Below are 22,838 nucleotides of genomic sequence, written 5' to 3'. Positions count from 1 at the left end.
GCGTCCCGGCCGCTAGCCGATCCACCGCGCCGGATTGTCGATCAGTTCGCCGAGTTCGACGTACGCGGCACCGGTCGCGCCGGGGACGGGGTCCGGGCTGCCCGCCCGGATCTCCGGGGCCACCCAGTGCGAGGACAGCATCCGATCCTGGAGATGGCCTTTCATGAGCGGGATCAGGAATTCCGAGAGTTCACCGAGATGTCCGCCCAGCACGATCACCGGGATGTCGACGATATTGATCACCACGGCCAGGGCCACGCCCAGCGCCCAGGCCGCACGTTCGAGGGCGCGGATCACCGCCGGATCGCCGTCGAGCGCGCGGGCGGTGAGGTCGACGGCGCCGGTCTCCGGGAGGTCCGCCGCGGCGAGCAGGGCATGCCTGCCCGCGTAGAGTTCGAGGCAGCCGGTGGAGCCGCAGCGGCAGACGGGGCCACCGGGATCGACTGTGACATGGCCGATTTCACCCGCCCAGCCGTGTCGGCCGCGCATCACCACGCCATCGCGGACCACCGCGCCGCCGATACCGGTTTCACCGGACAGGTAAATGAAGTCCCGTAGTTCCTCGGGGCGGCCCGGGGCCAGTTCGGCGGTGGCGCGCGCCGCGTAATCCGCTTCATTGCCGATCGAGATCGGCAGGCCCGCAGGGATTTCGAGGGCGAGATAGCGCCGCGGCTCGACATTCGACCAGCCCAGATTCGGCGCGATCAGCAGACGGCCGGACTCCGTGGACACCAGGCCCGGCAAGGCCAGGCCGACGCCGACAAGGTGTGTCCCGCCGTGTGTGCCGGCCAAGAGCGCCTCGGCGATGGCGCCGAGCCGGGCCAGCACGGGTGCGGGTTCGCTCGCCCTGAAGTCACCGCCCTCGATTCGCTCGGCGAGGATCTCGCCCGACAACGCGATAACGCGTGCGGCCAAACAGGTTCCGTTGACCTCCAACCCGAGGGCGGCGAATCCGCGCCCCGCGATGATCGACATGCCCGGTCTTCCCCGCCCACCCGCCGCGGTCGGTTGCGATTCGGCCAGGACGCCCGCCGCGATCAGCTCATCCACCAGGCGGGCGGCGGTGGCGCGGGTCATCCCCGTCGCCGCCGCGACACCCGCGCGCGAGATCGGTTGCGCCGCAGTCAAGCACGTGCGGATGACCAGGGCCAGATTGCTCTCGCGCAGGGTCGACTGCCGTGCGACGGTCCGATCGGCCTCCGGCCGCGGGGAGCGGTGATTCACCCATTGACCTTATCCCGCGATAACTTTATGTTCAATCGATAAACAAAATGGAGGGATGCGCCATGACTCGCCTGCCGAACCCCCGGGACAAGTTCTCCTTCGGACTCTGGACGGTCGGATGGACCGGCATCGACCCCTTCGGCGTGGCCACCCGACCCGCCCTCGAACCCTGGGACTATGTCGAGGGTCTGGCCGAAATCGGCGCCTGGGGAATCACTTTCCACGACAACGACCTGTTCCCGTTCGACGCGGACGACGCCGTCAAGGATCGGATCGTCGACCGGCTGCTGGCCTGCACCGAGCGCGCCGGACTGACCATCGAGATGGTCACCACGAACACCTTCGGCCATCCGGTCTTCAAGGATGGCGCGCTCACCGCCAACGATCGGGCCGTGCGCCGATTCGGACTGCGCAAGATCCTGCGCGCGGTGGATCTGGCGGCGCGGGCAGGAGCGGAGACCTTCGTGATGTGGGGTGGTCGCGAGGGCAGCGAATACGACTGCTCCAAAGATCCGCACGCGGCGCTGGATCGCTATCGGGAGGGCGTGGACACGGTCGCCGCCTACATCAAATCGCAGGGGTACGCGCTGCGAATCGCCTTGGAGCCCAAGCCCAATGAGCCGCGCGGCGATATCTTCCTGCCCACCGTCGGACACGCGCTGGCACTGATCGCCGAACTGGACCACGGCGATATCGTCGGGGTGAATCCCGAGACCGGTCACGAGCAGATGGCCAATCTCAACTTCACGCACGGCATCGCGCAGGCGCTGTGGAGCGGCAAACTGTTCCATATCGACCTCAATGGTCAGCGGGGTCTCAAATACGATCAGGATCTGGCCTTCGGACACGGTGACCTGATCTCCGCGTTCTTCACCGTCGACCTGCTCGAGAACGGCTTCCCCAGCCGCCCCGACGGCCCCCGCTACACCGGTCCGCGGCATTTCGACTACAAGCCCTCGCGCACCGAACATATGGCGGGCGTGTGGGATTCGGCGCGGGCGTGTATGACGACGTACCTGATGCTGGCGGAGAAGGCGCGCGCGTTCCGCGACGATGCCCGCGTCGCGGCGGCAATGGAATACGCCGGGGTGCTGGACCTGGCGAACCCCACCCTCGACCCGGGCGAGACCATCGAATCCTTCCTGTCCGCCGACGAGAAATTCGATCCGGACAGTGCCGCCGAACGCGATTACGGATTCGTGCGCCTGCAACAGCTCGCACTCGAACATCTGCTGGGCTGAGGGGTACCGCGATGCTGGTGGCCGGTGTCGACTCCTCGACCCAATCCTGCAAAATCGTGGTGCGCGACGCGGATTCGGGCCGATTGCTCCGGCACGGCACCGCCGCGCACCCGCCCGGCACCGAGATCGACCCGCACCACTGGTGGCGTGCGCTGCGGCGCGCGTGCGACCGAGCGGGCGGACTCGACGATATCTCCGCGCTCTCGATCAGCGGTCAACAGCACGGCATGATCTGCCTCGACGCGCGGGGCGAAGTCATCCGCCCCGCCCTGCTGTGGAACGACACCCGTTCCGCCGCGGCGGCCGAGGCCCTGGTGCGCGAACTCGGCGACGGCGATCGCGATCTCGGTGCGCGCCGTTGGGCCGACGCGGTCGGCACCGTCCCCGTCGCCTCGCTCACCGTCACCAAACTGCGCTGGCTCGCCGATCACGAACCCGAGAACGCCCGGCGCATCGCCGCCATCGCCCTGCCCCACGACTGGCTCACCTGGCGACTGCGCGGTGCCGAATCCCTCGACACCCTGACCACCGGCCGCTCCGACGCCTCCGGAACCGGTTACTTCGACGCCGCCGCCAACGCCTACCGGCGCGACCTGCTCGCACTGGCCTTGCGCCGCAAGGACACCCACGATCTCGTACTCCCACACGTGCGCGGTCCCGCCGAACCGGCCGGGACCGCGGACCCCCGACTCGGCCTGTCCCACCTGCTGATCGGACCCGGCTGCGGCGACAATGCCGGTGCCGCACTGGGACTCGGCCTGACCACCGGCCAAGTCTTCCTCTCCCTGGGCACCTCCGGCGTCATCGCCGCGGTATCGGACACCCCCGCCGCCGACCGCACCGGCGCGGTGGCCGGTTTCGCCGACGCCACCGGTCGCTTCCTCCCGCTGGCCTGCACCCTCAACGCCACCGGCGTACTCGACGCCATGGCCACCGCCCTGGGCGTCACCCTCGACCGGCTCAGCCTCCTGGCATTGAAAGCCGCCCCCGGTGCGGGCGGACTCACCCATATCCCGTATCTGGCCGGTGAGCGCACCCCCAACCTCCCCCATGCCACCGGCAGTCTGCACGGGATGACCGCCGCCGCGATGACCCCGGAGAACCTCGCCCGCGCGGCCTTCGAGGGCCTGCTCTGCCTGATGGCCGAAGCCATGAACACCGTTCGCGCCCAAGGCATCTCCATCGACCGCATCACCCTCATCGGCGGGGGCGCGCGCTCCCCCGCGCTCCGCCGGCTGGCCCCCGCCCTGCTCGCCGTCCCGATAGCGGTCCCCGCTCCCGGGGAATACGTGGCCGGCGGCGCGGCGCGGCAGGCGGCATGGACCCTGTCCGGCACCGCCGATCCCCCACCCTGGACGCACGGCGAGACCGAAACCTACACCGCACCAACGACTCCCGAGGTCCTGACCAGGTATCGAGCACTGGCCCCGACCAGCCCGGAACGATAGCCGCGGCCGCGTTCACCGAGAGCGGAAAGCGGTCCGGGCGGAATGCTGGAGCGCCGGGCCGGGTTTCAGTGCGGATGACAGCTTTCGAGCTCAATGACGCACGCCGCATCCCCGCGGTCGGATTCGGCACCTATCAGCTGCGGCCCGGACGGATTACCAAGTCCGCGGTGTCGGGTGCCCTGGCAGCCGGGTATCGGCATATCGATACCGCCACCATCTATGGGAACGAACAGGATGTCGGGGCGGCGATTCGGGAGTCCGGTATCGCGCGCGAAGACATCTGGGTCACCACCAAGCTGTGGAACGGCGATCACGGCGACCCCCTGAAGGCGCTCGAGACCAGCCTGACCAAACTCGGTCTCGATCATGTGGATCTGTGGCTCATGCACTGGCCGACCGCGCAGCGGTTGAAATCCTGGGACACCATGGTGCGGGCGCGGGACGAGAGGCTGGCCACCTCGATCGGGGTGAGCAACTTCCTGGTGCCGCACCTGACCGAATTGGCACAGCACTCCGAGGTCACCCCGGCCGTCGACCAGATCGAGCTCAGCCCTTTCCTCCTGGGCACCCGCGCGGATACGGTGCGCTACTGCCGAGACCGGGGCATCGCCATCGAGGCGTACAGCCCCCTCACCCAGGGGGCGCGACTGCGCCATCCGGTACTGGTTCGCATTGCCGACGGCCTCGGTGTCTCCACCGCCCAGGTGCTGCTGCGCTGGTGCCTGCAGCACGGCTTCATCACCCTGCCGCGGTCATCGAATCCCGATCGAATCCGCGCCAACCTCGAGCTGGACGGCTTCGCGTTGAGCCCCGCCGATATGCGCGAGCTCGACGACCTCGACGAGGGCCTCACCACCGGTTGGGATCCGAGCACCGCGTCCTGACCAGGATCGTCTCGGCGACCAGGGCCGGGTTGTCGATCATCGGCACGTGGCCGACGCCGGGCAGGATCTCCAAGTGCGCCTGCGGGATTCGTTCGCGGGCGATCGTGCCGTTGACCGCGACGGGGAGGATGGCGTCGTGCTCGGACCAACCGAAGGTGATGGGGCATGGGGGCGGGTCAAGGGGCGCTATTTGTTCGTGGTTGCCGAGTAGGTCGTCGAGCACGGTGCAGCCGAGCAGGTCTCGTGCCGCGTCGAGCGCTTGTGCGGGTGAGAGGCGGTCACCCCGGCGTGCGATATCGCGCAGGGCCAGCCGCCGCACGAGGGGTGCGCGCAGCGCGAGCGGTTGCACCGGGGCCGTCCATCGGGTCATCGCGATCATCCTGCGCAGTTTCGCGACGCCGCCGGACTGGTCGTGACCGCCCGCATCCCAGAAGCCCGCGGGCGACAGTGCGCACACGGTCAGGGCGCGGCCGCGCCGGGCGAGCTCGATGGCCATCCAGCCGCCCAGCGAATTGCCCGCCAGATGCACCCGTTCGAGCCCGAGCCCGTCCAGCGCACGCTCCGCCGCATCGACCAGATCCGCGACCCGCGCCGGACGCCGAGCGGGTGACGGACCGCCGTGATGGCCGAGCGCCGTCAGCGCCACCACCTCGTGATGCGGTTCGAGGAGGGGAATCACGTCCTGCCACGCCCGGGCGGACATGGTGATGCCGTGCAGCAGCACGAGTGGCGGCCTGTCGAGGTTCACCCGGTGAGCCTGGCATCCGGTTCGGCGGATGAAAAGGGTATGCGCCACAATCGCGACCGTGCCCGGATCGGCGACCGGTGGTGTTGCGTCGGTCCCGGCGGGGAGGGCGGGCGCGGGTGATACTGCTGCGGTGAGTGGGTCGGAGAATCAGACGGGTGATGATCAGGTGCCGGCGTGGGCGCGGCGGACCGCGGGGGAATCGCGGTGGTGGGCCACCGCGGCGATGGTGGTGTTGCTGGGTTTGCAGTTCTTCCTGCCCGATGAGTTGACCCCGGGGCCGCGGTGGGTGGTGCCGGCCATCGGGTTCGTCCTGCTGGTGGTGCTGGTCATCGCCAGTCCGTATCGACTCGATCGGGAGGAGATGCGGCTGCGGCGCGTCGGACTCGGGCTGATGGGGTTGCTCGGGTTCGCCATGGTCTGGGGCGTCTGGCATCTGGTGCACGGGCTGATCGACGGGGAGGTCAGCAATAATGCCGCCGGGCTGCTCGCCGCGGGGGCGGCGGTATGGCTGTCGAATTTCCTGGTATTCGCGCTCTGGTATTGGGAATTCGATCGGGGCGGGCCCGCGGCGCGGGCGCATGCGCGCAAGCCCTATCCCGATTTCCTGTTCGTGCAGATGCAGAATCCCGACCTGGCCGATCCCGAATGGGAGCCGCAGTTCCTGGATTACCTGTATCTGTCCTTCACCAATGCCACCGCGTTCAGCCCCACCGATGTGATGCCCATGTCGCGCTGGGCCAAGCTGACCATGATGATGCAGTCCGGCATCTCGCTGATCACCGTGAGCCTGGTGATCGCCCGCGCGGTGAACGTACTGAAATAGCTAGCGGTTGAACCACATATCGAGCACGACCATGACCACGGCCACCACGACCAGGATCACCGCCAGGAACATGGACTGGCCGATGGTCATGCAGATGCCGGCGGCCAGGAACAGGCTCAGCACCGGCGCCCACACGAAGTAGTCGGGCGCGCCTAGGGCGCGCTTCTTGACGACCGCGCCGCGGGAGTTACCGGCACCGACACCTCGGTCACGCTGTGCGCGACCATCATTAGCCCTGTCCACCTGCGACACACTACATTTCACCGCGCCATCGCGGGCGGTGAGGGGGTCAGCGGCGACGCAACAGGACGCCGCGGACGAACGCGGCCTGACCGGAGTGCTGAATATCGTCGTCCACCACGCTGATCAGGCGCACGCCCAGGGTCACCGGCGGATCCCAGCGGGTGTCCACAATGCGCGGGAGATCGGCGTCCACCAGACCGGAGACGTATTCCAGGGTCTGCTCGTGCACGGCGTCGTAGTAGCCGAGCAGCAGCTCCGCCGAGACACCGGACAGCGCGGCCGCCTCGGCGGCGTCCTGCCCGTATCCCGTTGCGGCGTCATCGAAGACGAGGTCGAAACGTTTGGCCCACCCCTGCGCGGTCCAGACCTGTTCCAGGCCCGCGACATCGGCGATGTGATCGTCCTGGACCCGGGTCAGATGCCAGATCAGCCAGGCGATCGAGTTCGCGCCCGGCTCCACCTGCTCGGACAGCTCCGCGACGGTCAGCCCTTCGACCGCGCCGTGCACATTCTCCTTGACCCGACCGAAGGCGTCGACCAGCAAATCAGCACTTGTCATGACCGAATCCAAGCATGCGAGGCGGCGACATATTCCCCGACTCGCCAGTGCCCGTGTGGATCCCGGCCACAGGCACGCCGGGATGACGGGAGGGGATGCACCGGGGTGACGGGAAGGAATGGCCCGGGATCACGGGGCGTTACCTGGTCAGTGCGTGGTGGGGCGTGGAGGCAGAGCACAGCATCCGGGGACACAGGATGCGCCATTGAGAGTGCAACCCAGACTGGGCATATCGCTCAGTTTGACCGGTTCGGCTCCGGTGAGTCGTTCCTGCACGAGGTCGACCACCATGCGCGCGAAGCGGGCGTCACCACCGGCGGTCGCGGCGCGCGCGAAGGCCATACCGAGTTCGGCGGCACGCTGTTTCGCCTCGTTGTCCAGATCCCAGATCACCTCGAGATGATCGGAGACGAATCCGATCGGGCACACCACGACGGAGTTCACGCCCTGTGCCGCAAGCGAATCCAGGTGATCGACGATATCGGGCTCCAGCCACGGCACCTGCGGCGGACCCGAGCGGGACTGCCACACCAGGTCGTAGTCCTCGAAACCGGTTGCGGCGGCGGCCAATCGAGAGGCTTCGGCGACCTGACGGCTGTACAGCCGCTGCTCCCCCGGCGGACCGGAGGCATTGTCGGCGGAGACCGGAATGGAGTGCGCGGTGAACACCAGCCGCGTACCCTCCCGCCGATCGGCGGGCAGCGAGGCCACGGCCGCGCGAATCCCGTCCGTCACCGACTCGATCAGCAGCGGGTGATCGAAATACTGGCGCAGTTTCACCAGATCGGGCGCATTGGCCACATCGGCCCGCGCCCGCGCGATGTCCTCGTGGTACTGCAGACATCCGGAGTACCCGCCCCACGCGGAGGTGGGAAACACCAGGGCGGAACGGATTCCGTCCACCCGCATCCCCTCGACGGTGTCCTCCACCATCGGATGCCAATTCCGGTTGCCGAAGTACACCGGCAAATCGATTCCGCGCGCGGCGAATTCGGCCTCGACCGCCTTGATGATGTCGAGGTTCAGCGCATTGATCGGCGAGACCCCGCCGAAGTGCAGATAGTGTTCCGCGACCTCGGCGAGACGCTCGGGCGGTACGCCCCGGCCCCGGGTGACGTTCTCCAGGAACGGCATCACGTCTTCGGGGCGCTCGGGACCGCCGAAGGACAGCAGTAGCAGCGCATCCACTTGTTCAGCAGCGGCATCCGCGGCCACGGCCAACTCCTTCAGCTCAGTTGTTGAAACCGTCGGCGGGGAACCAGGTGTTGTGGCTGGCACCGCCGTCGACGTAGATGATGGAACCGGTGGTGCCCGGCAGCCAGTCGGACAGCATGGTCACCACGGACTTGGCCACCACGGTCGGGTCGTCGACATCCCAGCCGATCGGCGACGCGCCGTCCCAGTAGGTGTTGAGCATATTCAGCTGCTTCGCGTCATCGGTGGCGGTGCCCGCGATGGCCTTGGCGGCCAGGGTCTTGATCGGGCCCGCGGCGATCAGGTTGGAGCGAATGCGCTTGGCCTCGCCCACCTCTCGCGCCACATACCGGTTCACCGACTCGAGCGCGGCCTTGGCCACACCCATCCAGTTGTAGTACGGCATGGCGGTGCGCGGATCGAAGTCCATGCCCACGATGGAGCCGCCCTCGTTCATGACCGGGAGGACCGCGCGCGCCAGCGAGGCGTACGACCAGGCCGAGATCTCGAACGCCTTGGCGGCATCCGGGCCCGGACCGTCCAGGAACGGCATGGCCTCGGGACCCATCAGGGTGCGCGGTGCGAACGCGATGGAGTGCAGCACACCGTCGATGCCCTCGGGAGCCAGCTCGCGGACCTTGTCGGCCAGCTCGCCCAGGTTCTCCTCATTGGTGACATCGAGGCCGATGGCGGGGGGAACCTCCTGCGGCAGCCGCTTGGCGATCCGGTCGATCAGCCGCAGCCGCTCCGGAATACCGGTGATGATCACCTTCGCGCCCTGCTCCTGCGCGACCGCGGCCGCGTGGAAGGCGATGGAGGAATCGGTGATGATGCCGGTGATGAGCACGGTCTTGCCAGCAAGCAATCCACTCATGGGTTGTTCGGTTCTCCTCGTTCAAAGTTCTGGGAGTCGGTGCGTTCGGGGTCGAGCCGAGCACAGTGTCTTACAGCGACAAGCTCAGTGGCCCATGCCCATTCCGCCGTCGACGGGGATAATGGCACCGGAGATGTAGGACGCGTCGTCCGAAGCGAGGAAGCTGATCGCCGCGGCGACGTCCTCGGCCTGGCCGATGCGACCGGCGGGAATGAATTCGAGTGCCTTCTCGCGCATCTCGGGGGTCATGTCCTCACGGGTCATATCGGTGTCGATGAGGCCGGGGGCGACCACATTCGCGGTGATATTGCGCTTGCCGACCTCACGGGTGATGGCGCGCGCCATACCGACCAGACCTGCCTTGGCCGCCGCGTAGTTGACCTGACCGGGACCGCCCGCCTGGCCGATCACCGAGCCCAGGAAGATCACCCGGCCCCAGCGGCCCTTGAGCATATTGCGGTTGGCGCGCTGGGCCACTCGCCACGCACCGGTGAGGTTGGCGTCGATGACCTTGGTGAAGGTGTCCTCGCTCATGCGCATGAACAGCGCGTGCTCCACGATGCCCGCATTGGCGACGATGACCTCGACCGGACCCTGATGCGCCTCGACCTCGGTGAAGGCGCGATCGACGGACTCGCTATCGGTCACATCGCATTTCACGCCGAAGAGCCCTTCGGGCACGCCCGACCCGCGATGGGTGACGGCCACCTTGTGTCCGTCGGCGAGCAGGCGCTGAGCCACCGCGAGACCGATGCCGCGGTTACCGCCGGTCACCAGTACCGATCGGGATGTGATGTTCGACATAGAGGGAAACCTATCTGTTCGTGTTCGGGACTCGGCGCGCGGTACCGATTTACGGCAGACGCTGACGATAGAGCAGCGCGGTCACCACGCCTGCGGCGGTCACCACCAGGCCCAGCAGCAACCACGGCCGGCTGGCATCGCCCATCGTCATCTCGTACCCGATTTGCTGTTCGAGGGTGTCGTAGACCTGGGTCAGCTCTTCCAGGCTGGAGGCGGTGTAGAAATCGCCGCCGGACAGCTTGGCGATCTCGCGCAGGGAATCGTCATCGACCGGAACCCGTACGCGCTGTGAGCCTTTGCCGTCCTGATCCGGAATCTCGACGGTGCCCCAGGTGGTGCCGAACGAGATCGTCGACACCGGGACGCCCTTCTCCTTCGCCAGTCGCGCGGCGGTGAAACCGTGGCGGGGATTGTCGACGTCCTTATCGTCCGGCACGGTCTGCTTACCGTCGGACATGAGCACAATCCGTGCGGGCGGCGGAGTTTCGGCGCCACCGAGCACCGAGGCCAAGGTGTCGATCGACTGTAGAGCCGTCAAGATCCCTTCACCGGTGGCGGTGCGCTCGGCCAGCTTCATATTGTCGATGGCCGCCTTGACGGCCTCGCGATTGGTGGTCGGCGACATCTGCACCGACGCGGTCCCCGCGAAGGTGACCAGACCCAGATTGATTCCCGGGGTGAGTCCGTCCGCGAATTCCCTGGCGGCCTTCTTGGCCACCTGAATTCGACTCGGCGGCACATCGGTCGCCTCCATGGACAGCGAGACGTCGATCACCAGAATGACGGTCGCGCGATTGCGCGCCACCTTCTTCGCGGCGGTCGGACCGGCGGCGGCGAAGGTCAGCAGAATCAGGCCGACCAGCATGAGCGCCACCGGCGCGTGCCGGAACCAACCGGGCTGACTCGGCGCGACCTTCTCCAGCATCTCCATATTGGAGAAACGCAGCACATGCCTGCGCCGACGCCGCTGCACCAGCACATAGATCAGCGCGATAATCGCCACCACGGCCAGGAAACCCAGCCACCATTGATGGGTGAAATTCGAAAGGCTCACTGTCGCGGCACCCGTCCCGCATTCGAGGCGCCGAAGGTATGGCGCCGGGTGGACACGAACCTGACCACATCGGTGATCCAGTCCCGATCGGTACGCAATTCCATCACCGGCGCGCCACAACTGCGCAGCGCCGATTCCACCTGCCCGCGGTGGCGCTGCGCGGCCTTCGCGTAATCGGCGCGCAGTGTGGCGGTGACGCTGAATTCGCGGGTGCGACCCGTCTCGGGATCGTGCAACACCACATCACCGAGTTCGGGCAGTTCGATATCGCGTGGATCGAGCACCTCGACCGCGAGCAGATCGTGCCGGCCCGAGATGGCGCGCAGCGACCGCTGCCAATCGATATCACCGAGGAAATCGGAAATGACCACGGCGAGACCGCGTTTGCGCTGCGGCCTGCGCAGCGATTCGATCGCGCCCTGCAAATCGCCGCGAACGCCGTCGCGGGCGTGCGGGGTGGTCGCGATCTTGCGCAGCATGGTCTGCGCGTGCACCCGGCCGCTGCGGGCCGGAATGCGAACCAGCTCTTCACCATTGGCGATGACCGCGCCGATGCGATTGCCGCCGCCACTGGTCAGATGGGTGACCGCCGCCGCGGCCGCCACCGCCAGATCGCGCTTCTCGCACAAGGCGGTGCCGAAGTCGAGGCTGGCGGACAGGTCCACCACCAGCCAGGTCTCCAACTCGCGGTCGGCGATGGTCTGGCGGACGTGCGCGTGCGTGGTGCGGGCGGTGACCGACCAATCCATCTGGCGCACATCATCACCCGGCTGATATATGCGCGCATCACCGGCATCGGAACCCGGTCCCGGGATGAGACCGAGGTGATCACCGTGCAGGACGCCGTCCAGACGTCGGCGCACGGTGAGTTCGAGGGTCTTCAACGCCGCCGCCAGACGCGGGTCCGTCAGTTCGCCCTGCCGGAACGAGGGTGGGGCGTGCGAGGAGCCGCTGGGATTTGAGATCGTCACGGGCGCAACCGAATCCGAGGCCCGCCTCACTTGGGCTGCGGCTGGCCGGGAACCCCTTGCACCTGACCGTTGGGGGCCTGCGGCATCCCCTGCGGCGGCTGCGGAATACCCTGCTGGCCCTGCGGCGGCTGCGGAATGCCGGGCGCGGACTGCTGGCCGTGCGGACCCATGACCGGCGGCGCGGCGGGCATCGGCGCGGGCGCGCCACCCGGGGCGACGGCCTGCGGGGCCACCTGCGGCAGACCGACGGTCTGCAGGACGCGCTTGATCACGTCATCGGGCGACACCTCGTCGGCGAGCGCATCGTACGAGAGCACCAGGCGATGCCGCAGCACATCCGGAATCACCTCGACCACATCCTGCGGGACCACGTAATCGCGGCCGCGGATCAGCGCCACCGCACGCGCGGCGGCGATGATGCCCAGGCTCGCGCGCGGCGAAGCGCCGTAGGAGATCCAGCCTGCGACATCGTGCATACCGAAATCGGCGGGCTTGCGGGTGGCGGCGATGACCCGGACCACGTAATCCACCAGCGCGTGATGGACGAAGGTATTGGCGGCGACCTTCTGCAGGCGTACCACCTCGTCCGGATCCAGCACCGGCTTGGCCTCGGGCGGGGTGACGCCCATCCGGTAGATGATCTCGCGCTCCTCCTCGACGGAGGGGTAGTCCACGACCACCTTGAACAGGAAGCGGTCGCGCTGCGCCTCGGGCAGCGGGTACACGCCTTCGCTCTCGATGGGGTTCTGAGTCGCCATGACCAGGAACGGATTCGGCATCGGATAGGTCTTGCCGCCGATGGAGACGTGCCGCTCGGCCATCACCTCGAGCAGCGCCGACTGCACCTTGGCGGGTGCGCGGTTGATCTCGTCCGCGAGTACGAAGTTCGCGACCACCGGGCCGAGTTCGGTATCGAACTCCTCACGGCCCTGCCGATAGATACGGGTACCGACGAGGTCGGTGGGCACCAGGTCGGGGGTGAACTGCACGCGGGAGAAGCTGCCGCCCACCACCTTTGCGAAGGTCTCCACGGCCAGGGTCTTGGCGATACCGGGCACACCCTCGAGCAACACATGGCCGCGCGCGAGCACACCTACCAGCAGCCGTTCGACCAGCCGATCCTGCCCGACGATCACCCGTTTGACTTCGTAGATCGCCTTTTCCAGGGTCTGGACATCGCGCTCGAGGGTGTTCGGCGGCGGCGCGTCCTTCACCGTACTCACTCCGCTCACACCATCAGTCGAAGTCACCAAAATCCCCGCTTTCGCATTGGTCCTGTGCGTTCCGCCCCAACTATTCCAGGTATCCGGCGCGTTCGCCGCACCCGGTTGGGGTGCGAGGGGCAAGTCGCGTCGCGGGCGGATCGCGAATTTCGTTCGATCCTGCCGTCCACACCCGGGCGACCTGGGTATTCGACCCGAATCTCAGCATTTCCACAGTGAGTTCCCAGTGCGCGTCGCGGGGCTCACGCGAGTGTCGTGCGCGTCCGAGCGGGTATGCGGCACATAGTGAGCAACGAAGGGAGAGCATCGTGTCCGAGACCTGGGCGCGGCACCTCGGACCCGGCCAGGAGCCCGCCGTACCCGAGAGCGAGCGCTGGCTCTGCGCGGACTGCGTGGCCGACGGGCGGCATGAGACGGGAATCGAACGGCTGGACCGCAATTGGAGCAGTCTGATTCAGGAATTGCGCGTCGTGGAGACGGGCGTGCAGCTCCTGACCGGATTTCTGCTCACGCTCCCCTTCCAGAATCGCTTTCAAGTGCTCTCGGGTGCGATGCGGGTGCTCTATCTCGCGGTGGTCACCGCCTCCATCGCGGCCACGGTCTGCCTGATCGCACCGGTGGCCGCGCATCGAATCCTGTTCCGGCGACATCGAATCGAGAATGTGGTGACCGCGGCGCACCGCTACGCGATAGCGGGCCTCGGATTACTGGGCCTGGCATTGATCGGTACCGCGGTGCTGATATTCGATACGGTCGCCGGGCCGATACCCGCCGCCATCGCGGGCACCGCCTTCGCCGGCCTCTTCGCGGCGGTCTGGGTGCTGCACCCCTGGCATCAGCGCCGCGGCCGGATCGCCTGACGGGCAGCGCGCGGTGGTCACTCGAAATATTCCGGCCCCGGATGTCGAGAACTCCGGATCGGCTCCGTCCTCGTAGTAGAAGCGGCCCGGAACCGGATCGCACCCGGCACTCAGGAGAAGACATCATGGCGAAGTACCTGCTGCTCGAGCACTATCGCGGCGCGCCGAGCGCGGTCAATGACGTGCCCATGGAGAAGTGGACACCGGAGGAGATCTCGGCCGTCCGGGCGGCCCGCCGGGCGCTCGAGCGTCCAGGTCAGCTCACGATATGAATCGGTCGCGATCCCGTGGTGGCGATGACCGTCGAGCCCTGGGAGAGGTTGACGGTGAGCATTCCGCCGGAGTCTTTCGGCAGCGCCCGGCCGGGTGCTATGAGGTTGCCGTACCAGGGGTGCGCGATGCCATCGCAGTCGATCCGGACCGGTCCGTCCAGCGTGATCGCGATCGGGCCGCCGATGCCGCCGGAGAACATCTGCTCCAGCGAACCGTCGACGACCTGGATTCCGGCGGTGCCGCCGCCCGAGCAGTCGGCGCTGCCGCCGATGGCCAGCGTGGTCATCCGATAGGTCAGCGCGGAATCGACGCTGATGGAAGCGGGTGACTGCGCGGTCGCGGTCGCGGCGACGAGGCCGCTGCAGCCGAGCGTTCCCGCCAGCGCGAACAGTGGTGCGGTAATGGAGCGACCGAACACGAAGTGCCTCCCGTCGTTGGCCGAATCCCTTGCGATCACCACATCATGCCCCCCGTCCGCGCCGCCGATGCTCATATGTTGCCGAAATGCCACTCGGGCCTCGGTCGGCAAATACCGGCGATCGGTTTCACCGCTGCGTAGGCTCCCGGCTATGCGACTGAGCACCCGTAATCAACTCGACGGCACGGTCATTTCGGTAACGCGCGGCGAGGCCATGGCCGTTGTGCGTATCCGGCTCAACGGGGGTGATGAGATCACCTCCTCTATCACCCGCGATGCCGTGGACGACCTCGGTCTGGCCGAGGGGACCCAGGTCAAGGTCCTGATCAAGTCGACCGAGGTCACCCTCGGCATCGAATAGCCCGACTCGCCTTGCGGTTCACCAAGCCCGGGTCGGCCCGAACTGACGGAGTGGATCACAATATCGCCGAAACCGGTACGGCCTCAGCCTGATTCGTCGGGGCAGGCCACGCCCCCGCCGTCATTGATCCGGGAGATTCCGGCCGGTGGCGGAGTGCTCGCACGACCGGCCGAACGGGGGCGTCTCCCGACCTGATCCAAATGGTCGGTCTCGCTTCCCCTTTCAACATATATCGCATCCCCTAGGTTGCGGCAACCCCCGGGTCATCGCGCAGAATCACTCCTCGAACCAAGTATCCATGGCACTGGGAGTGACGAATATGCGTGTGGAAGCCGACGTGATCATCGTGGGTGCCGGACCGACCGGGCTGATGCTGGCCTCGGAGTTGAGTCTGGCGGGGGTGCGCCCGCTGGTGCTCGAACGGCATTCGCAGCGCCGGGCGACTCCGAAGGCCAGTGGGCTGGGCGGGCAGATTCTGCAACTGCTGGGCTATCGCGGGATCCTGGATCGGTTCGAGGCGGTGGGCAGCAAGAATCTGGTCCCGGCCAGTCTGCCCTGGGGCGGTGTGGAACTCGATTTCACGCCGTTGCCGGAGTCGCCCATGCACGCCATGCCGATCGCGCAGGCGCTCGTGGAGGACGTGCTCGAACAGCGGGCCGTCGAACTCGGCGCCGAGGTGCTGCGCGGACATGCGGTCGTCGCGGTGCGGCAGGACGATGACACCGTGACCGCCGAGGTGCGCGGACCCGAGGGCGCCTATCAGGTGACCGCGCCGTACCTGGTGGCCTGCGATGGCGGGCGCAGTTCGGTGCGCGCCATGGCCGGACTCGCCTTCCCCGGCACCACCTATCCGGAGATCAACCGGTTCGCCACGGTGATGGTCGGCGACGGAGTGCGGGTGCTCGACAACGGCGCGCTCGACATTCCCGGGCTCGGCCGGGTCGAGTGGGGATTCACGCGCACCGATCGCGGCGTCTTCGCCTTCGGACCGGCCGTCGAGGGCAGGCCCCTCAGCGTCTTCACCACCGAGGACGAGCTCACCGAATACGACGATGACAATCCGATGACCCTGGAAGAGATGCGGATCAGCATCGGCCGGGTGCTCGGCGTGGACGTGCCGATCGAATCGCCGACTCGGCTGTCGCGCTTCACCTTTCAGGCGCGCCAAGCCGAAAGCTACCGTGCCGGGCGGATTCTGCTGGCGGGCGATGCGGCGCATCTGTTCCCGGCGACCGGCGTGGCCTTGAACGCGGGCATGCTCGATACGGTCAATCTTGCGTGGAAACTCGCTGCCGCCGTGCAGGGTTGGGCCCCCGAGGGACTGCTGGACAGCTACCATCGCGAACGGCATTTCGCCGGGGTCCGCACCATGCTGCACACCCAGGCGCAGGTGGCATTGCGTCGTGCGCAGGATCCCGCCGCCGATGCTCTCCGCGCGGTCTTCCGGGAATTGCTCTCGGACAGGCCCGCACTCGAGCGGATGGGAGCCTTCATCGCGGGCAGCGATGTTCGCTACCCGCTCACCGGTGATCATCATCTCATCGGCGGGTTCGCCCCCGACCTGACCCTGCACACCGACGACGGCACCACGAGTATCGCGGAATTGATGCGGACGGCGCGGCCGGTATTCCTCGATCTGGCCGATCGCCCCGAACTGCGGGAGGTTGCGCAGGAGTGGGCGCACCGCATCGAAATCCACAGCGGCAAAACGGATTACCGCCCCGCAGACGCCGTGCTGATCCGCCCTGACGCCTGTGTCGCCTGGGCCGCCGGCGTGGACGAGCCCGCCGACCCCGCCGACCTGCGCGCGGCGCTCACCACCTGGTTCGGCGCGGCACAATAGTCAACCGCGCGGTCTGCTCCGCGGCCGGAGAAACGATATCGGGTGCCCTCCGGCCGCGAAACCGGTATGACTACGCGGACAGGTTGGAAACGCGAGGAGAACGACCATCATGCAAGCACAGCAGTCGACGGCACCCGATGTCGCTTCGCGCACGGCTATGGATTCGGCCATCGAACTGGTGCGCGCGAAGGCGCCCGAGACGCGGTTCGGCCGCTTGACCGCCCGTCCAATTCCGAACAGCGACAAATACATTCAGGTCAATCGAGTCGACGCCGCCGGTGTCGCGCTGTCCGGCGGCTGGACCTTCCTGGTCGATGTGCCGAAGCAGACGGTGGTCAGAACAGCTGTCGATCCGGACAACTTCGACGTCAAATCCGCGGTGCGCCACGGTATGGTCTGTTAGCCGAGCGCGTCGGTTCCGGACAGAAAACGCTCCAGTGTGTCGGCGAAACCCGGTGCGGCCGCGACGAAATGGCCCGCGCCGGGTGCCACCACCCGCTGTGCGTCCAAGGCCGCGGCGAGCCCGTCACAGATTCGCTCGATCCCCGGCCGATGCGCACCGGAGGCGACCAGCGCGGGAATCTCCTTCGTACGCAACACTTCCAGATCCAGCGTGATCTCCCCCGGCAGCCGGGCGAACTGCGCGCGCCGCACCGCAACCGCCACCGATTCGGGAAGTCGGCCCGCACCGATGCCGGGAGCCCCCGCGAGAGTGAGAAACTCCCGCAGCGCCTCGGGTTCGGAGTCGAGTCCATCGCACAGGACCATGTCCCCCAACTCCTTCAGCCGCACCACATCCGCATCCTGCCCGGCCAGGAAGTACAGCGGCGGCTCGATCAAGGTCAGCGACCGGACACTCCCCGGATCCGCCACCGCGGCCAGCAATGTCCCGAGCACCCCATAGGAGTGCGCGACCACATGCGCCCGCTGCGCCCGGAACAACACCCCCAGATCCTGCGCATCGACCAGAAAGTCATGCCGCCCCCGCACCGGCGGACTCGGCTCGAACCCCCGCCGATACACCTGCACCAGCGTCCACCGCGCGGCCAGCCCCGCCAGTCCCGCCCACGTGGTACTGGGCCCGGCCCCACCGTGCACCAGCACTATCTCCGGACCATTCCCGACCCGCCGCACCGCGAGATCATTCATAACCCCAGTCTCTGCCTTTCGCGCCGACAAGGTCCAGCACACCCCCACCCGGAGTGACAAATTCCATTCCGCCTCAAGACTTCCGCGATCCAGGATCCGCGATCCAGGATCCCCATCGGACGGACCCGACGCCGAACCTGATCGAGCTCCGCGAGTGACGAGGCGGCGAGGGCCCGTCTCGGGTTCGCGTCGAGATTGGCCGCCGGGCGCTGGGAATCACCGACCGACTCGCCGCAGTGCTCACCTGAATTCGGCCGAAGTGCGCCCTGACTGGCGCGGGGATTCAGCCTCGTGGACACTGTGACAGTCGGTATCGGATGCGTAAAACTTTCCGGCATACGCGACCGTCCCGTGGAGATGCGCCGAAACTTGCGGATCTCCTTCCACTCCAGTGGTTTTCCAGCGGTAGCGTAGAAACTGTGCCGGTCGACGGTGTCCGGCGGTACGGGATGTGGGTGCACAAGTGTGGGATTTCGAGGTTTCGCCCCGGCAGTCGATCGGCGAGTCGGTGCTGACCGGACTACAGGCGAAGGCCGAAGCCGATGGCGTGGCATTGCGGCTCGGCGTCGTCCTGGAGAACAACGGCGCGGTGCTGCTGTTGGAGCGACAAGAGTATGTGGCCGGTACTCGACCGTTGAACCTACCCGGCACGACGGTGCGCCCGGGTGAGGCGCTGGCCGTCGCGGTGGCGCGCGCGGTCCTCGAGGAGACCGGACTGACGGTGGTCGACATCCGCACGCATCTGGGCGGTTTCGACTATCTGTCGAATGCCGGGAAACCGGTCCGCCGCGAACATTTCGCGGTCGAGGTGGCCGGTGTCGGGCCGATCCGGCTGAGCAACTACAACGACTACCGGTGGATCCCGCTCGACGGCGACCTCCCGGTGACGCCGTCGATTCGCCGCATCCTCGAAACGTATCGGGACAAGCGCTGAATTCCTCGAGCTAGATCGGATCCGATGGCGGCGCGGCGGCCGCCACAATCTCCCGCAGTGCGGCGATATGCCCCAGGAAGGCTTTCCTGCCGGTGTCCGTCAGCCGCGCCCGGACTTTGCGGCGGCTGCCGTCGAGGCGACGCTCGGTGCTGACATATCCGGCATCCTCGAGCGTTGCCAACTGTTTCGACAGGGCCGAATCCGAGAGCGCCAGACGGTCTTTCAGAAACGCGAACTCCGCCCAGTCGGCCGCCGCCAGCGTCGCCACCAGCGACAGCCTGGTACTGGGATGGATCAGTTCGTCGAACCGCGCCCGGGTCATGCCCGCACCCACCGCCGCAGCACCCGCAGCATTTCCGGTCCCCCGAATCCGATGATCGCCGCGACCACCGCCGCCGCCCAGATCCCCGGATGTCCGGCCCCGTCGGCGTGCAGCGCGAGCGCCAGACCGACCGTGACACAGACCAATCCGACCAGCATGGCGATCACCACGAACGGCGTCCGCCGACCCGCCGTATCGGCCGAAACCCGCACCTCGTCCGTGCGCCGCCGCCCATCGAGCAGACGCGAAGCCACGAACGAGTGCCCGGCGCCGAAGGCCGGCGTCGCGGCGATCACCAACCACCCCGGCCCCACATCGCCGATCACCCCCAAAACCAGCCATCCGGCCGCCATGCCCCACCAGTAACCCCGGGGCAGTCCCACCTCGTCGGCCACCCGACGCCGAGCCCGCTCCGCCGCATCCAATGCGGCCCGAGCCTGATCCGCGGCAATGTCTTCCATGACAACCCCCTCACTTTCCTACCGGGAAAGTCAAGCGTCCCACTTTCCCGGTAGGAAAGTCAAGGGTGGTCGCCGAGCGCCGAAGATCAGTCGACTATCGGCCAATTGAGCTCGGTGCGCAGGTCATCGGGATTCATATCGGGCGAGGGCTGGGTGATGTACACCTCCCAGCGATGGGCGGCCGGCACCAGGCCCTGCGATTCGATCCACGCCTGAAGTTCGGTCCAGGACGAGGTGAGTCCGTCGAATCCACCGAAGTGAATGACACGCGCGACCCGACCGCCGGGCAGCGAACTCGCGATGACAGCACCGGTGGGTTCGACCGGACCACCGACGGCAAACCCGACCTCGACGTCGAGCGGGTCACCACCGGCTCCGCGATAGAGACCGAAGGCGGGCCCTTTGATGTCGAGCCGCTGGGCAGCCACCGCGCCCCCGAGCGCACCGAACGAGGCATCGAAGAAGTCACGGAGCCCGGACAGCGGGACCGTGGCGCGGACGGCGGCCGTCACGACCGGATCGAGGGTGACGAGTTCGGGTACAGCGGTCATCTGATTCCTCCGGGGTGAGTCGTCTGGCTATGACTGTCGACGGTGCGCGAGCGGAAAACTCATCGGTGTCACGGATCAGTGCGGAACGACTACATCATCGGCCGCGACGGGTGGCGCGGGATGGAACAGCGCGACCGCGCCGAGTCCGAGCAGCGCGCCGATCAATTGCGCGGCAATGAATCCGGGCGCGGAGGCGGGTGCGATACCGGCGAAGGTATCGGTGAACATCCGTCCGATCGTGACGGCGGGATTCGCGAAGGAGGTGGAGCTGGTGAACCAGTAGGCCGCACCGATCCAGGCCGCGACCGCCGCCGGGGCGAGCGCGGATCGCCCGGTTCGCGCCAGGGCGAAGATGAGCAGGATAAGCCCTGCGGTGGCGACTATTTCGCCGATCAGATGACCGCTGTCGACTCGATCATGAGTCGAGATCTGGCCGGCGGACTGGTTGAACATGAGGTTCGCCAGGATCGCGCCGACAATGGCCCCGGCGATCTGCGCGGCCGAGTACGCCGCGACTTGCGAACCCGTGAGTCCGGTCCGCGTGCGACGCCCGGCCAGCCAATCGGCCAGGGATACGGCCGGATTGAAGTGCGCGCCGGAGACCGGCCCGAACACCAGAATCAGCACCGCGAGACCCAAGACCGTCGCGGTGGAATTCTCCAGTAGTCGCAGACCGCCATCGGCGGGCGAAAGTTGTTGCGCGGCAATACCGGAACCGACGACGACGGCGACCAGCGCCGCGGTTCCGACGCACTCGGCCGCCAACCGGCGCGCGAGTGGCGGCGCGATGGTGTCGCTCACGCGGGCGTGGCGGTCAGGCCGGTGGGCGCGAGCACGTCGGAGAGTCGTTGCAGCGCAGCGGGAATCACGCGGTAGTACACCCAGGTGCCGCGTCGCTCGGAGGTGAGCAGGCCCGCCTCGCGGAGCACTTTCAGGTGATGGGAGATGGTGGGCTGGGACAGGTCGAAGGCCGGAGTCAGCTCGCAGACGCACACGTCGTCGCCGCCGCCGGCCGCGATCAGCGATAGCAGGCGCAGGCGCACCGGGTCGCCGAGGGCCTTGAAGGCTCCCGCGAGGGTGATCGCGGTGTCCGCATCGAGGGATTCGGACAGCGCGGTGGAGCAGCAATCCGCCAGGGCGATCGCCGGGAGTTCTTGTTTCGACACATTTCTATATTGACAGATGTCGATCCAGCCCACCACACTTGATTAGACAGTCGTCAATACAGCACGGTCAGCAGGGCAAATACTCCGGTTGAGGGTGCTCCGAAAGGGTGATCCCCATGTCCGAACTCGACAATGCACTGCGCGAAACCGTGCGATCCCGCTACGCCGCGGCGGCGACGGCGGTGGCCGCGGGCGGCACCGCCGAAGACTGTTGCGGCGGCAGCGACTGCTGCGCGACCGATGCCATGGAGCTCGACGAGAACTTCGGTGCGAGCCTGTACGCGGCCGCCGAGCGCGATGAGCTTCCCATCCAGGCCGTCGCCGCATCGCTCGGTTGCGGCAATCCGACCGCGGTCGCCGACCTGCGGGTGGGCGAACGCGTACTCGATCTCGGATCCGGTGGCGGCATCGACGTACTGCTGTCCGCGCGCCGTGTCGGGGAGACCGGTAAGGCGTTCGGGGTCGATATGACCGATGAGATGCTGGCCCTGGCCAATGCGAATGCCGCCAAGGCCGGAGTGACCAATGTCGAGTTCCTGAAAGGCACCATCGAGGCGATTCCCCTGTCCGACAGCACTATCGACGTGGTCATCTCCAACTGCGTGATCAACCTGTCGACCGATAAGCCCGCCGTCTTCGCCGAAATGTCGCGGGTTCTGGTGCCGGGCGGGCGCATCGGCATCACCGATGTCGTGGCCGAGGACACCCTCTCCCCCGCCGAGCGCGCCGAACGCGGCGATTACGTCGGCTGCATCGCGGGCGCACTCTCCTTCACCGAGTACCGAGACCAATTGACGGCCGCGGGATTCAGCGATATCGAGATCACGACGACCCACGCCGTGGCGGACGGTATGCATTCGGCGATCGTCAAAGCCGTCAAACCCGCCGTGCCGAGTTGCTGCGATGGCGACTGCTGCTCCGGCCAGTAGGGAGGACCAGCGGTTTCATCCGGTCCCCGACGCGCCCGTCCGCATGATCTGGTGCCCGCGCTGCTCGAACGGGCCGACGGCAGCCGGTACGGCATCCACCTGCACCAGATCCGCGATACCGTCGTGCGCGTCACCGATCCGGTGGGCGGCGGTGCCGGCTACGGCAACTGCCAGCCGATCATCACCGGCGGCGACGCCGCTCTCGGCCCCACCATGGAGTCCAGCTTCATGTAGTGGTCACAGCCTCGACGTCGAGGGGTCCGGAACCGGTTCGGGCTCTT

General features: G+C 67.3%; 28 protein-coding genes and 1 pseudogene. 12 read left to right on the top strand and 17 right to left on the bottom strand.

What is annotated here, in order from left to right; genetic code table 11:
• Positions 1 to 12: 12 nt before the first annotated feature.
• Positions 13 to 1,224, bottom strand: coding sequence for an ROK family protein (locus tag NA10_RS16385; RefSeq protein ID WP_067568709.1), 1,212 nt, complete (start codon positions 1,222 to 1,224; stop codon positions 13 to 15).
• Positions 1,225 to 1,286: 62 nt separating this feature from the next.
• Here NA10_RS16385 and xylA point away from each other — a divergent pair, with 62 nt between their 5' ends.
• The 3 genes from xylA to NA10_RS16370 all read left to right on the top strand — a co-directional run bounded on the left by xylA (position 1,287) and on the right by NA10_RS16370 (position 4,797).
• A complete protein-coding gene (gene xylA, locus NA10_RS16380; RefSeq protein WP_067568708.1) occupies positions 1,287 to 2,465 on the top strand; it encodes a xylose isomerase in 1,179 nt (392 codons plus the stop codon).
• A gap of 11 nt (positions 2,466 to 2,476) precedes the next feature.
• Positions 2,477 to 3,913 carry a xylulokinase gene (xylB, locus tag NA10_RS16375; protein WP_067568707.1) on the top strand — a complete coding sequence of 479 codons (1,437 nt, stop codon included), beginning with the start codon at positions 2,477 to 2,479 and terminating at the stop codon, positions 3,911 to 3,913.
• Positions 3,914 to 3,987: 74 nt separating this feature from the next.
• Positions 3,988 to 4,797, top strand: a complete 810-nt coding sequence (locus NA10_RS16370; RefSeq protein ID WP_067568706.1) for an aldo/keto reductase — start codon at positions 3,988 to 3,990, stop codon at positions 4,795 to 4,797.
• Here the strand turns inward: NA10_RS16370 and NA10_RS16365 are convergent.
• Positions 4,763 to 5,545: an alpha/beta fold hydrolase gene (locus NA10_RS16365; protein WP_084514787.1), complete on the bottom strand. Its 783-nt coding sequence runs from the start codon at positions 5,543 to 5,545 to the stop codon at positions 4,763 to 4,765. The genes NA10_RS16370 and NA10_RS16365 overlap by 35 nt on opposite strands.
• A gap of 130 nt (positions 5,546 to 5,675) precedes the next feature.
• On the opposite strand from NA10_RS16365, the gene NA10_RS16360 reads away from it, so the two are divergent.
• A complete protein-coding gene (locus NA10_RS16360; RefSeq protein ID WP_067568705.1) occupies positions 5,676 to 6,368 on the top strand; it encodes a DUF1345 domain-containing protein in 693 nt (230 codons plus the stop codon).
• Here NA10_RS16360 and NA10_RS16355 read toward each other — a convergent pair whose 3' ends face one another.
• The 8 genes from NA10_RS16355 to NA10_RS16320 form a co-directional block, all read right to left on the bottom strand.
• Entirely contained in the window at positions 6,369 to 6,611 is a 243-nt protein-coding gene (locus NA10_RS16355; protein WP_157556555.1) for a hypothetical protein, read from the bottom strand.
• Between the two features lie 46 nt (positions 6,612 to 6,657).
• Positions 6,658 to 7,170: a mycothiol transferase gene (locus tag NA10_RS16350; protein ID WP_067568703.1), complete on the bottom strand. Its 513-nt coding sequence runs from the start codon at positions 7,168 to 7,170 to the stop codon at positions 6,658 to 6,660.
• A gap of 147 nt (positions 7,171 to 7,317) precedes the next feature.
• Positions 7,318 to 8,385 (bottom strand): ferrochelatase, encoded by a 1,068-nt coding sequence (locus NA10_RS16345; protein ID WP_157556554.1) that lies wholly within the window; start codon positions 8,383 to 8,385, stop codon positions 7,318 to 7,320.
• A gap of 16 nt (positions 8,386 to 8,401) precedes the next feature.
• Positions 8,402 to 9,238, bottom strand: a complete 837-nt coding sequence (gene inhA / locus NA10_RS16340) for an NADH-dependent enoyl-ACP reductase InhA (protein ID WP_067568701.1) — start codon at positions 9,236 to 9,238, stop codon at positions 8,402 to 8,404.
• 84 nt (positions 9,239 to 9,322) lie between these two features.
• Positions 9,323 to 10,042 carry a 3-oxoacyl-ACP reductase FabG1 gene (gene fabG1 / locus NA10_RS16335; protein ID WP_067568700.1) on the bottom strand — a complete coding sequence of 240 codons (720 nt, stop codon included), beginning with the start codon at positions 10,040 to 10,042 and terminating at the stop codon, positions 9,323 to 9,325.
• Positions 10,043 to 10,091: 49 nt separating this feature from the next.
• Complete coding sequence (locus tag NA10_RS16330; protein ID WP_067568699.1) at positions 10,092 to 11,096, bottom strand: VWA domain-containing protein; 1,005 nt, start codon at positions 11,094 to 11,096, stop codon at positions 10,092 to 10,094.
• Positions 11,093 to 12,061 (bottom strand): DUF58 domain-containing protein, encoded by a 969-nt coding sequence (locus tag NA10_RS16325; RefSeq protein WP_067568776.1) that lies wholly within the window; start codon positions 12,059 to 12,061, stop codon positions 11,093 to 11,095. The genes NA10_RS16330 and NA10_RS16325 overlap by 4 nt, the downstream gene beginning before the upstream one ends.
• 32 nt (positions 12,062 to 12,093) lie before the next feature.
• Complete coding sequence (locus NA10_RS16320) at positions 12,094 to 13,299, bottom strand: AAA family ATPase (RefSeq protein ID WP_084514783.1); 1,206 nt, start codon at positions 13,297 to 13,299, stop codon at positions 12,094 to 12,096.
• A gap of 383 nt (positions 13,300 to 13,682) precedes the next feature.
• On the opposite strand from NA10_RS16320, the gene NA10_RS16315 reads away from it, so the two are divergent.
• Together NA10_RS16315 and NA10_RS38670 are read left to right on the top strand one after the other, a co-directional pair.
• The gene (locus tag NA10_RS16315; RefSeq protein WP_067568775.1) at positions 13,683 to 14,150 is read left to right on the top strand and encodes a DUF6328 family protein; all 468 of its coding nucleotides are present in this window, start codon (positions 13,683 to 13,685) and stop codon (positions 14,148 to 14,150) included.
• 41 nt (positions 14,151 to 14,191) lie between these two features.
• A pseudogene (locus tag NA10_RS38670) lies at positions 14,192 to 14,371 on the top strand (YciI family protein); the annotation flags it as partial.
• A 35-nt stretch (positions 14,372 to 14,406) separates the two neighbouring features.
• Here the strand turns inward: NA10_RS38670 and NA10_RS16310 are convergent.
• Positions 14,407 to 14,934 (bottom strand): hypothetical protein, encoded by a 528-nt coding sequence (locus NA10_RS16310; protein WP_157556552.1) that lies wholly within the window; start codon positions 14,932 to 14,934, stop codon positions 14,407 to 14,409.
• 58 nt (positions 14,935 to 14,992) lie between these two features.
• Here NA10_RS16310 and NA10_RS16305 point away from each other — a divergent pair, with 58 nt between their 5' ends.
• From NA10_RS16305 to NA10_RS16295, 3 genes are all read left to right on the top strand, one after another.
• Positions 14,993 to 15,202, top strand: a complete 210-nt coding sequence (locus NA10_RS16305; RefSeq protein WP_067568697.1) for a TOBE domain-containing protein — start codon at positions 14,993 to 14,995, stop codon at positions 15,200 to 15,202.
• Between the two features lie 319 nt (positions 15,203 to 15,521).
• Positions 15,522 to 17,045: an FAD-dependent monooxygenase gene (locus tag NA10_RS16300; protein WP_067568774.1), complete on the top strand. Its 1,524-nt coding sequence runs from the start codon at positions 15,522 to 15,524 to the stop codon at positions 17,043 to 17,045.
• Positions 17,046 to 17,154: 109 nt separating this feature from the next.
• The gene (locus NA10_RS16295) at positions 17,155 to 17,448 is read left to right on the top strand and encodes a hypothetical protein (protein WP_157556551.1); all 294 of its coding nucleotides are present in this window, start codon (positions 17,155 to 17,157) and stop codon (positions 17,446 to 17,448) included.
• On the opposite strand, the gene NA10_RS16290 is transcribed toward NA10_RS16295, so the two are convergent.
• Complete coding sequence (locus NA10_RS16290; protein WP_067568695.1) at positions 17,445 to 18,194, bottom strand: alpha/beta fold hydrolase; 750 nt, start codon at positions 18,192 to 18,194, stop codon at positions 17,445 to 17,447. The two genes, NA10_RS16295 and NA10_RS16290, sit on opposite strands and share 4 nt — an antisense overlap.
• Before the next feature lie 451 nt (positions 18,195 to 18,645).
• Here NA10_RS16290 and NA10_RS16285 point away from each other — a divergent pair, with 451 nt between their 5' ends.
• Positions 18,646 to 19,128 (top strand): NUDIX hydrolase, encoded by a 483-nt coding sequence (locus tag NA10_RS16285; protein WP_084514781.1) that lies wholly within the window; start codon positions 18,646 to 18,648, stop codon positions 19,126 to 19,128.
• A gap of 10 nt (positions 19,129 to 19,138) precedes the next feature.
• Here NA10_RS16285 and NA10_RS16280 read toward each other — a convergent pair whose 3' ends face one another.
• The 5 genes from NA10_RS16280 to NA10_RS16260 form a co-directional block, all read right to left on the bottom strand.
• A complete protein-coding gene (locus NA10_RS16280) occupies positions 19,139 to 19,450 on the bottom strand; it encodes a transcriptional regulator (RefSeq protein ID WP_067568772.1) in 312 nt (103 codons plus the stop codon).
• Positions 19,447 to 19,911, bottom strand: coding sequence for a hypothetical protein (locus tag NA10_RS16275; RefSeq protein ID WP_067568694.1), 465 nt, complete (start codon positions 19,909 to 19,911; stop codon positions 19,447 to 19,449). Before NA10_RS16275 ends, NA10_RS16280 begins: the two co-directional genes overlap by 4 nt.
• Positions 19,912 to 19,997: 86 nt before the next feature.
• Positions 19,998 to 20,462 (bottom strand): GyrI-like domain-containing protein, encoded by a 465-nt coding sequence (locus NA10_RS16270; RefSeq protein WP_067568693.1) that lies wholly within the window; start codon positions 20,460 to 20,462, stop codon positions 19,998 to 20,000.
• 75 nt (positions 20,463 to 20,537) lie between these two features.
• Entirely contained in the window at positions 20,538 to 21,263 is a 726-nt protein-coding gene (locus NA10_RS16265) for an aquaporin (protein ID WP_067568692.1), read from the bottom strand.
• The gene (locus NA10_RS16260) at positions 21,260 to 21,628 is read right to left on the bottom strand and encodes an ArsR/SmtB family transcription factor (protein WP_067568691.1); all 369 of its coding nucleotides are present in this window, start codon (positions 21,626 to 21,628) and stop codon (positions 21,260 to 21,262) included. The genes NA10_RS16265 and NA10_RS16260 overlap by 4 nt, the downstream gene beginning before the upstream one ends.
• 116 nt (positions 21,629 to 21,744) lie before the next feature.
• Between NA10_RS16260 and arsM the strand changes: the two genes are divergently transcribed.
• Positions 21,745 to 22,557, top strand: coding sequence for an arsenite methyltransferase (gene arsM, locus NA10_RS16255; protein WP_067568690.1), 813 nt, complete (start codon positions 21,745 to 21,747; stop codon positions 22,555 to 22,557).
• A 51-nt stretch (positions 22,558 to 22,608) separates the two neighbouring features.
• Complete coding sequence (locus tag NA10_RS16250) at positions 22,609 to 22,791, top strand: hypothetical protein (protein WP_067568689.1); 183 nt, start codon at positions 22,609 to 22,611, stop codon at positions 22,789 to 22,791.
• The last annotated feature ends 47 nt before the right edge of the window (positions 22,792 to 22,838 follow it).

Source organism: Nocardia acidivorans NBRC 108247, assembly GCF_001625085.1.
In the GTDB taxonomy this organism is placed as follows: domain Bacteria; phylum Actinomycetota; class Actinomycetes; order Mycobacteriales; family Mycobacteriaceae; genus Nocardia; species Nocardia acidivorans.
Note: the sequence above shows the minus strand (reverse complement) of the source record. Positions and strands in the feature narration are given on the sequence as shown.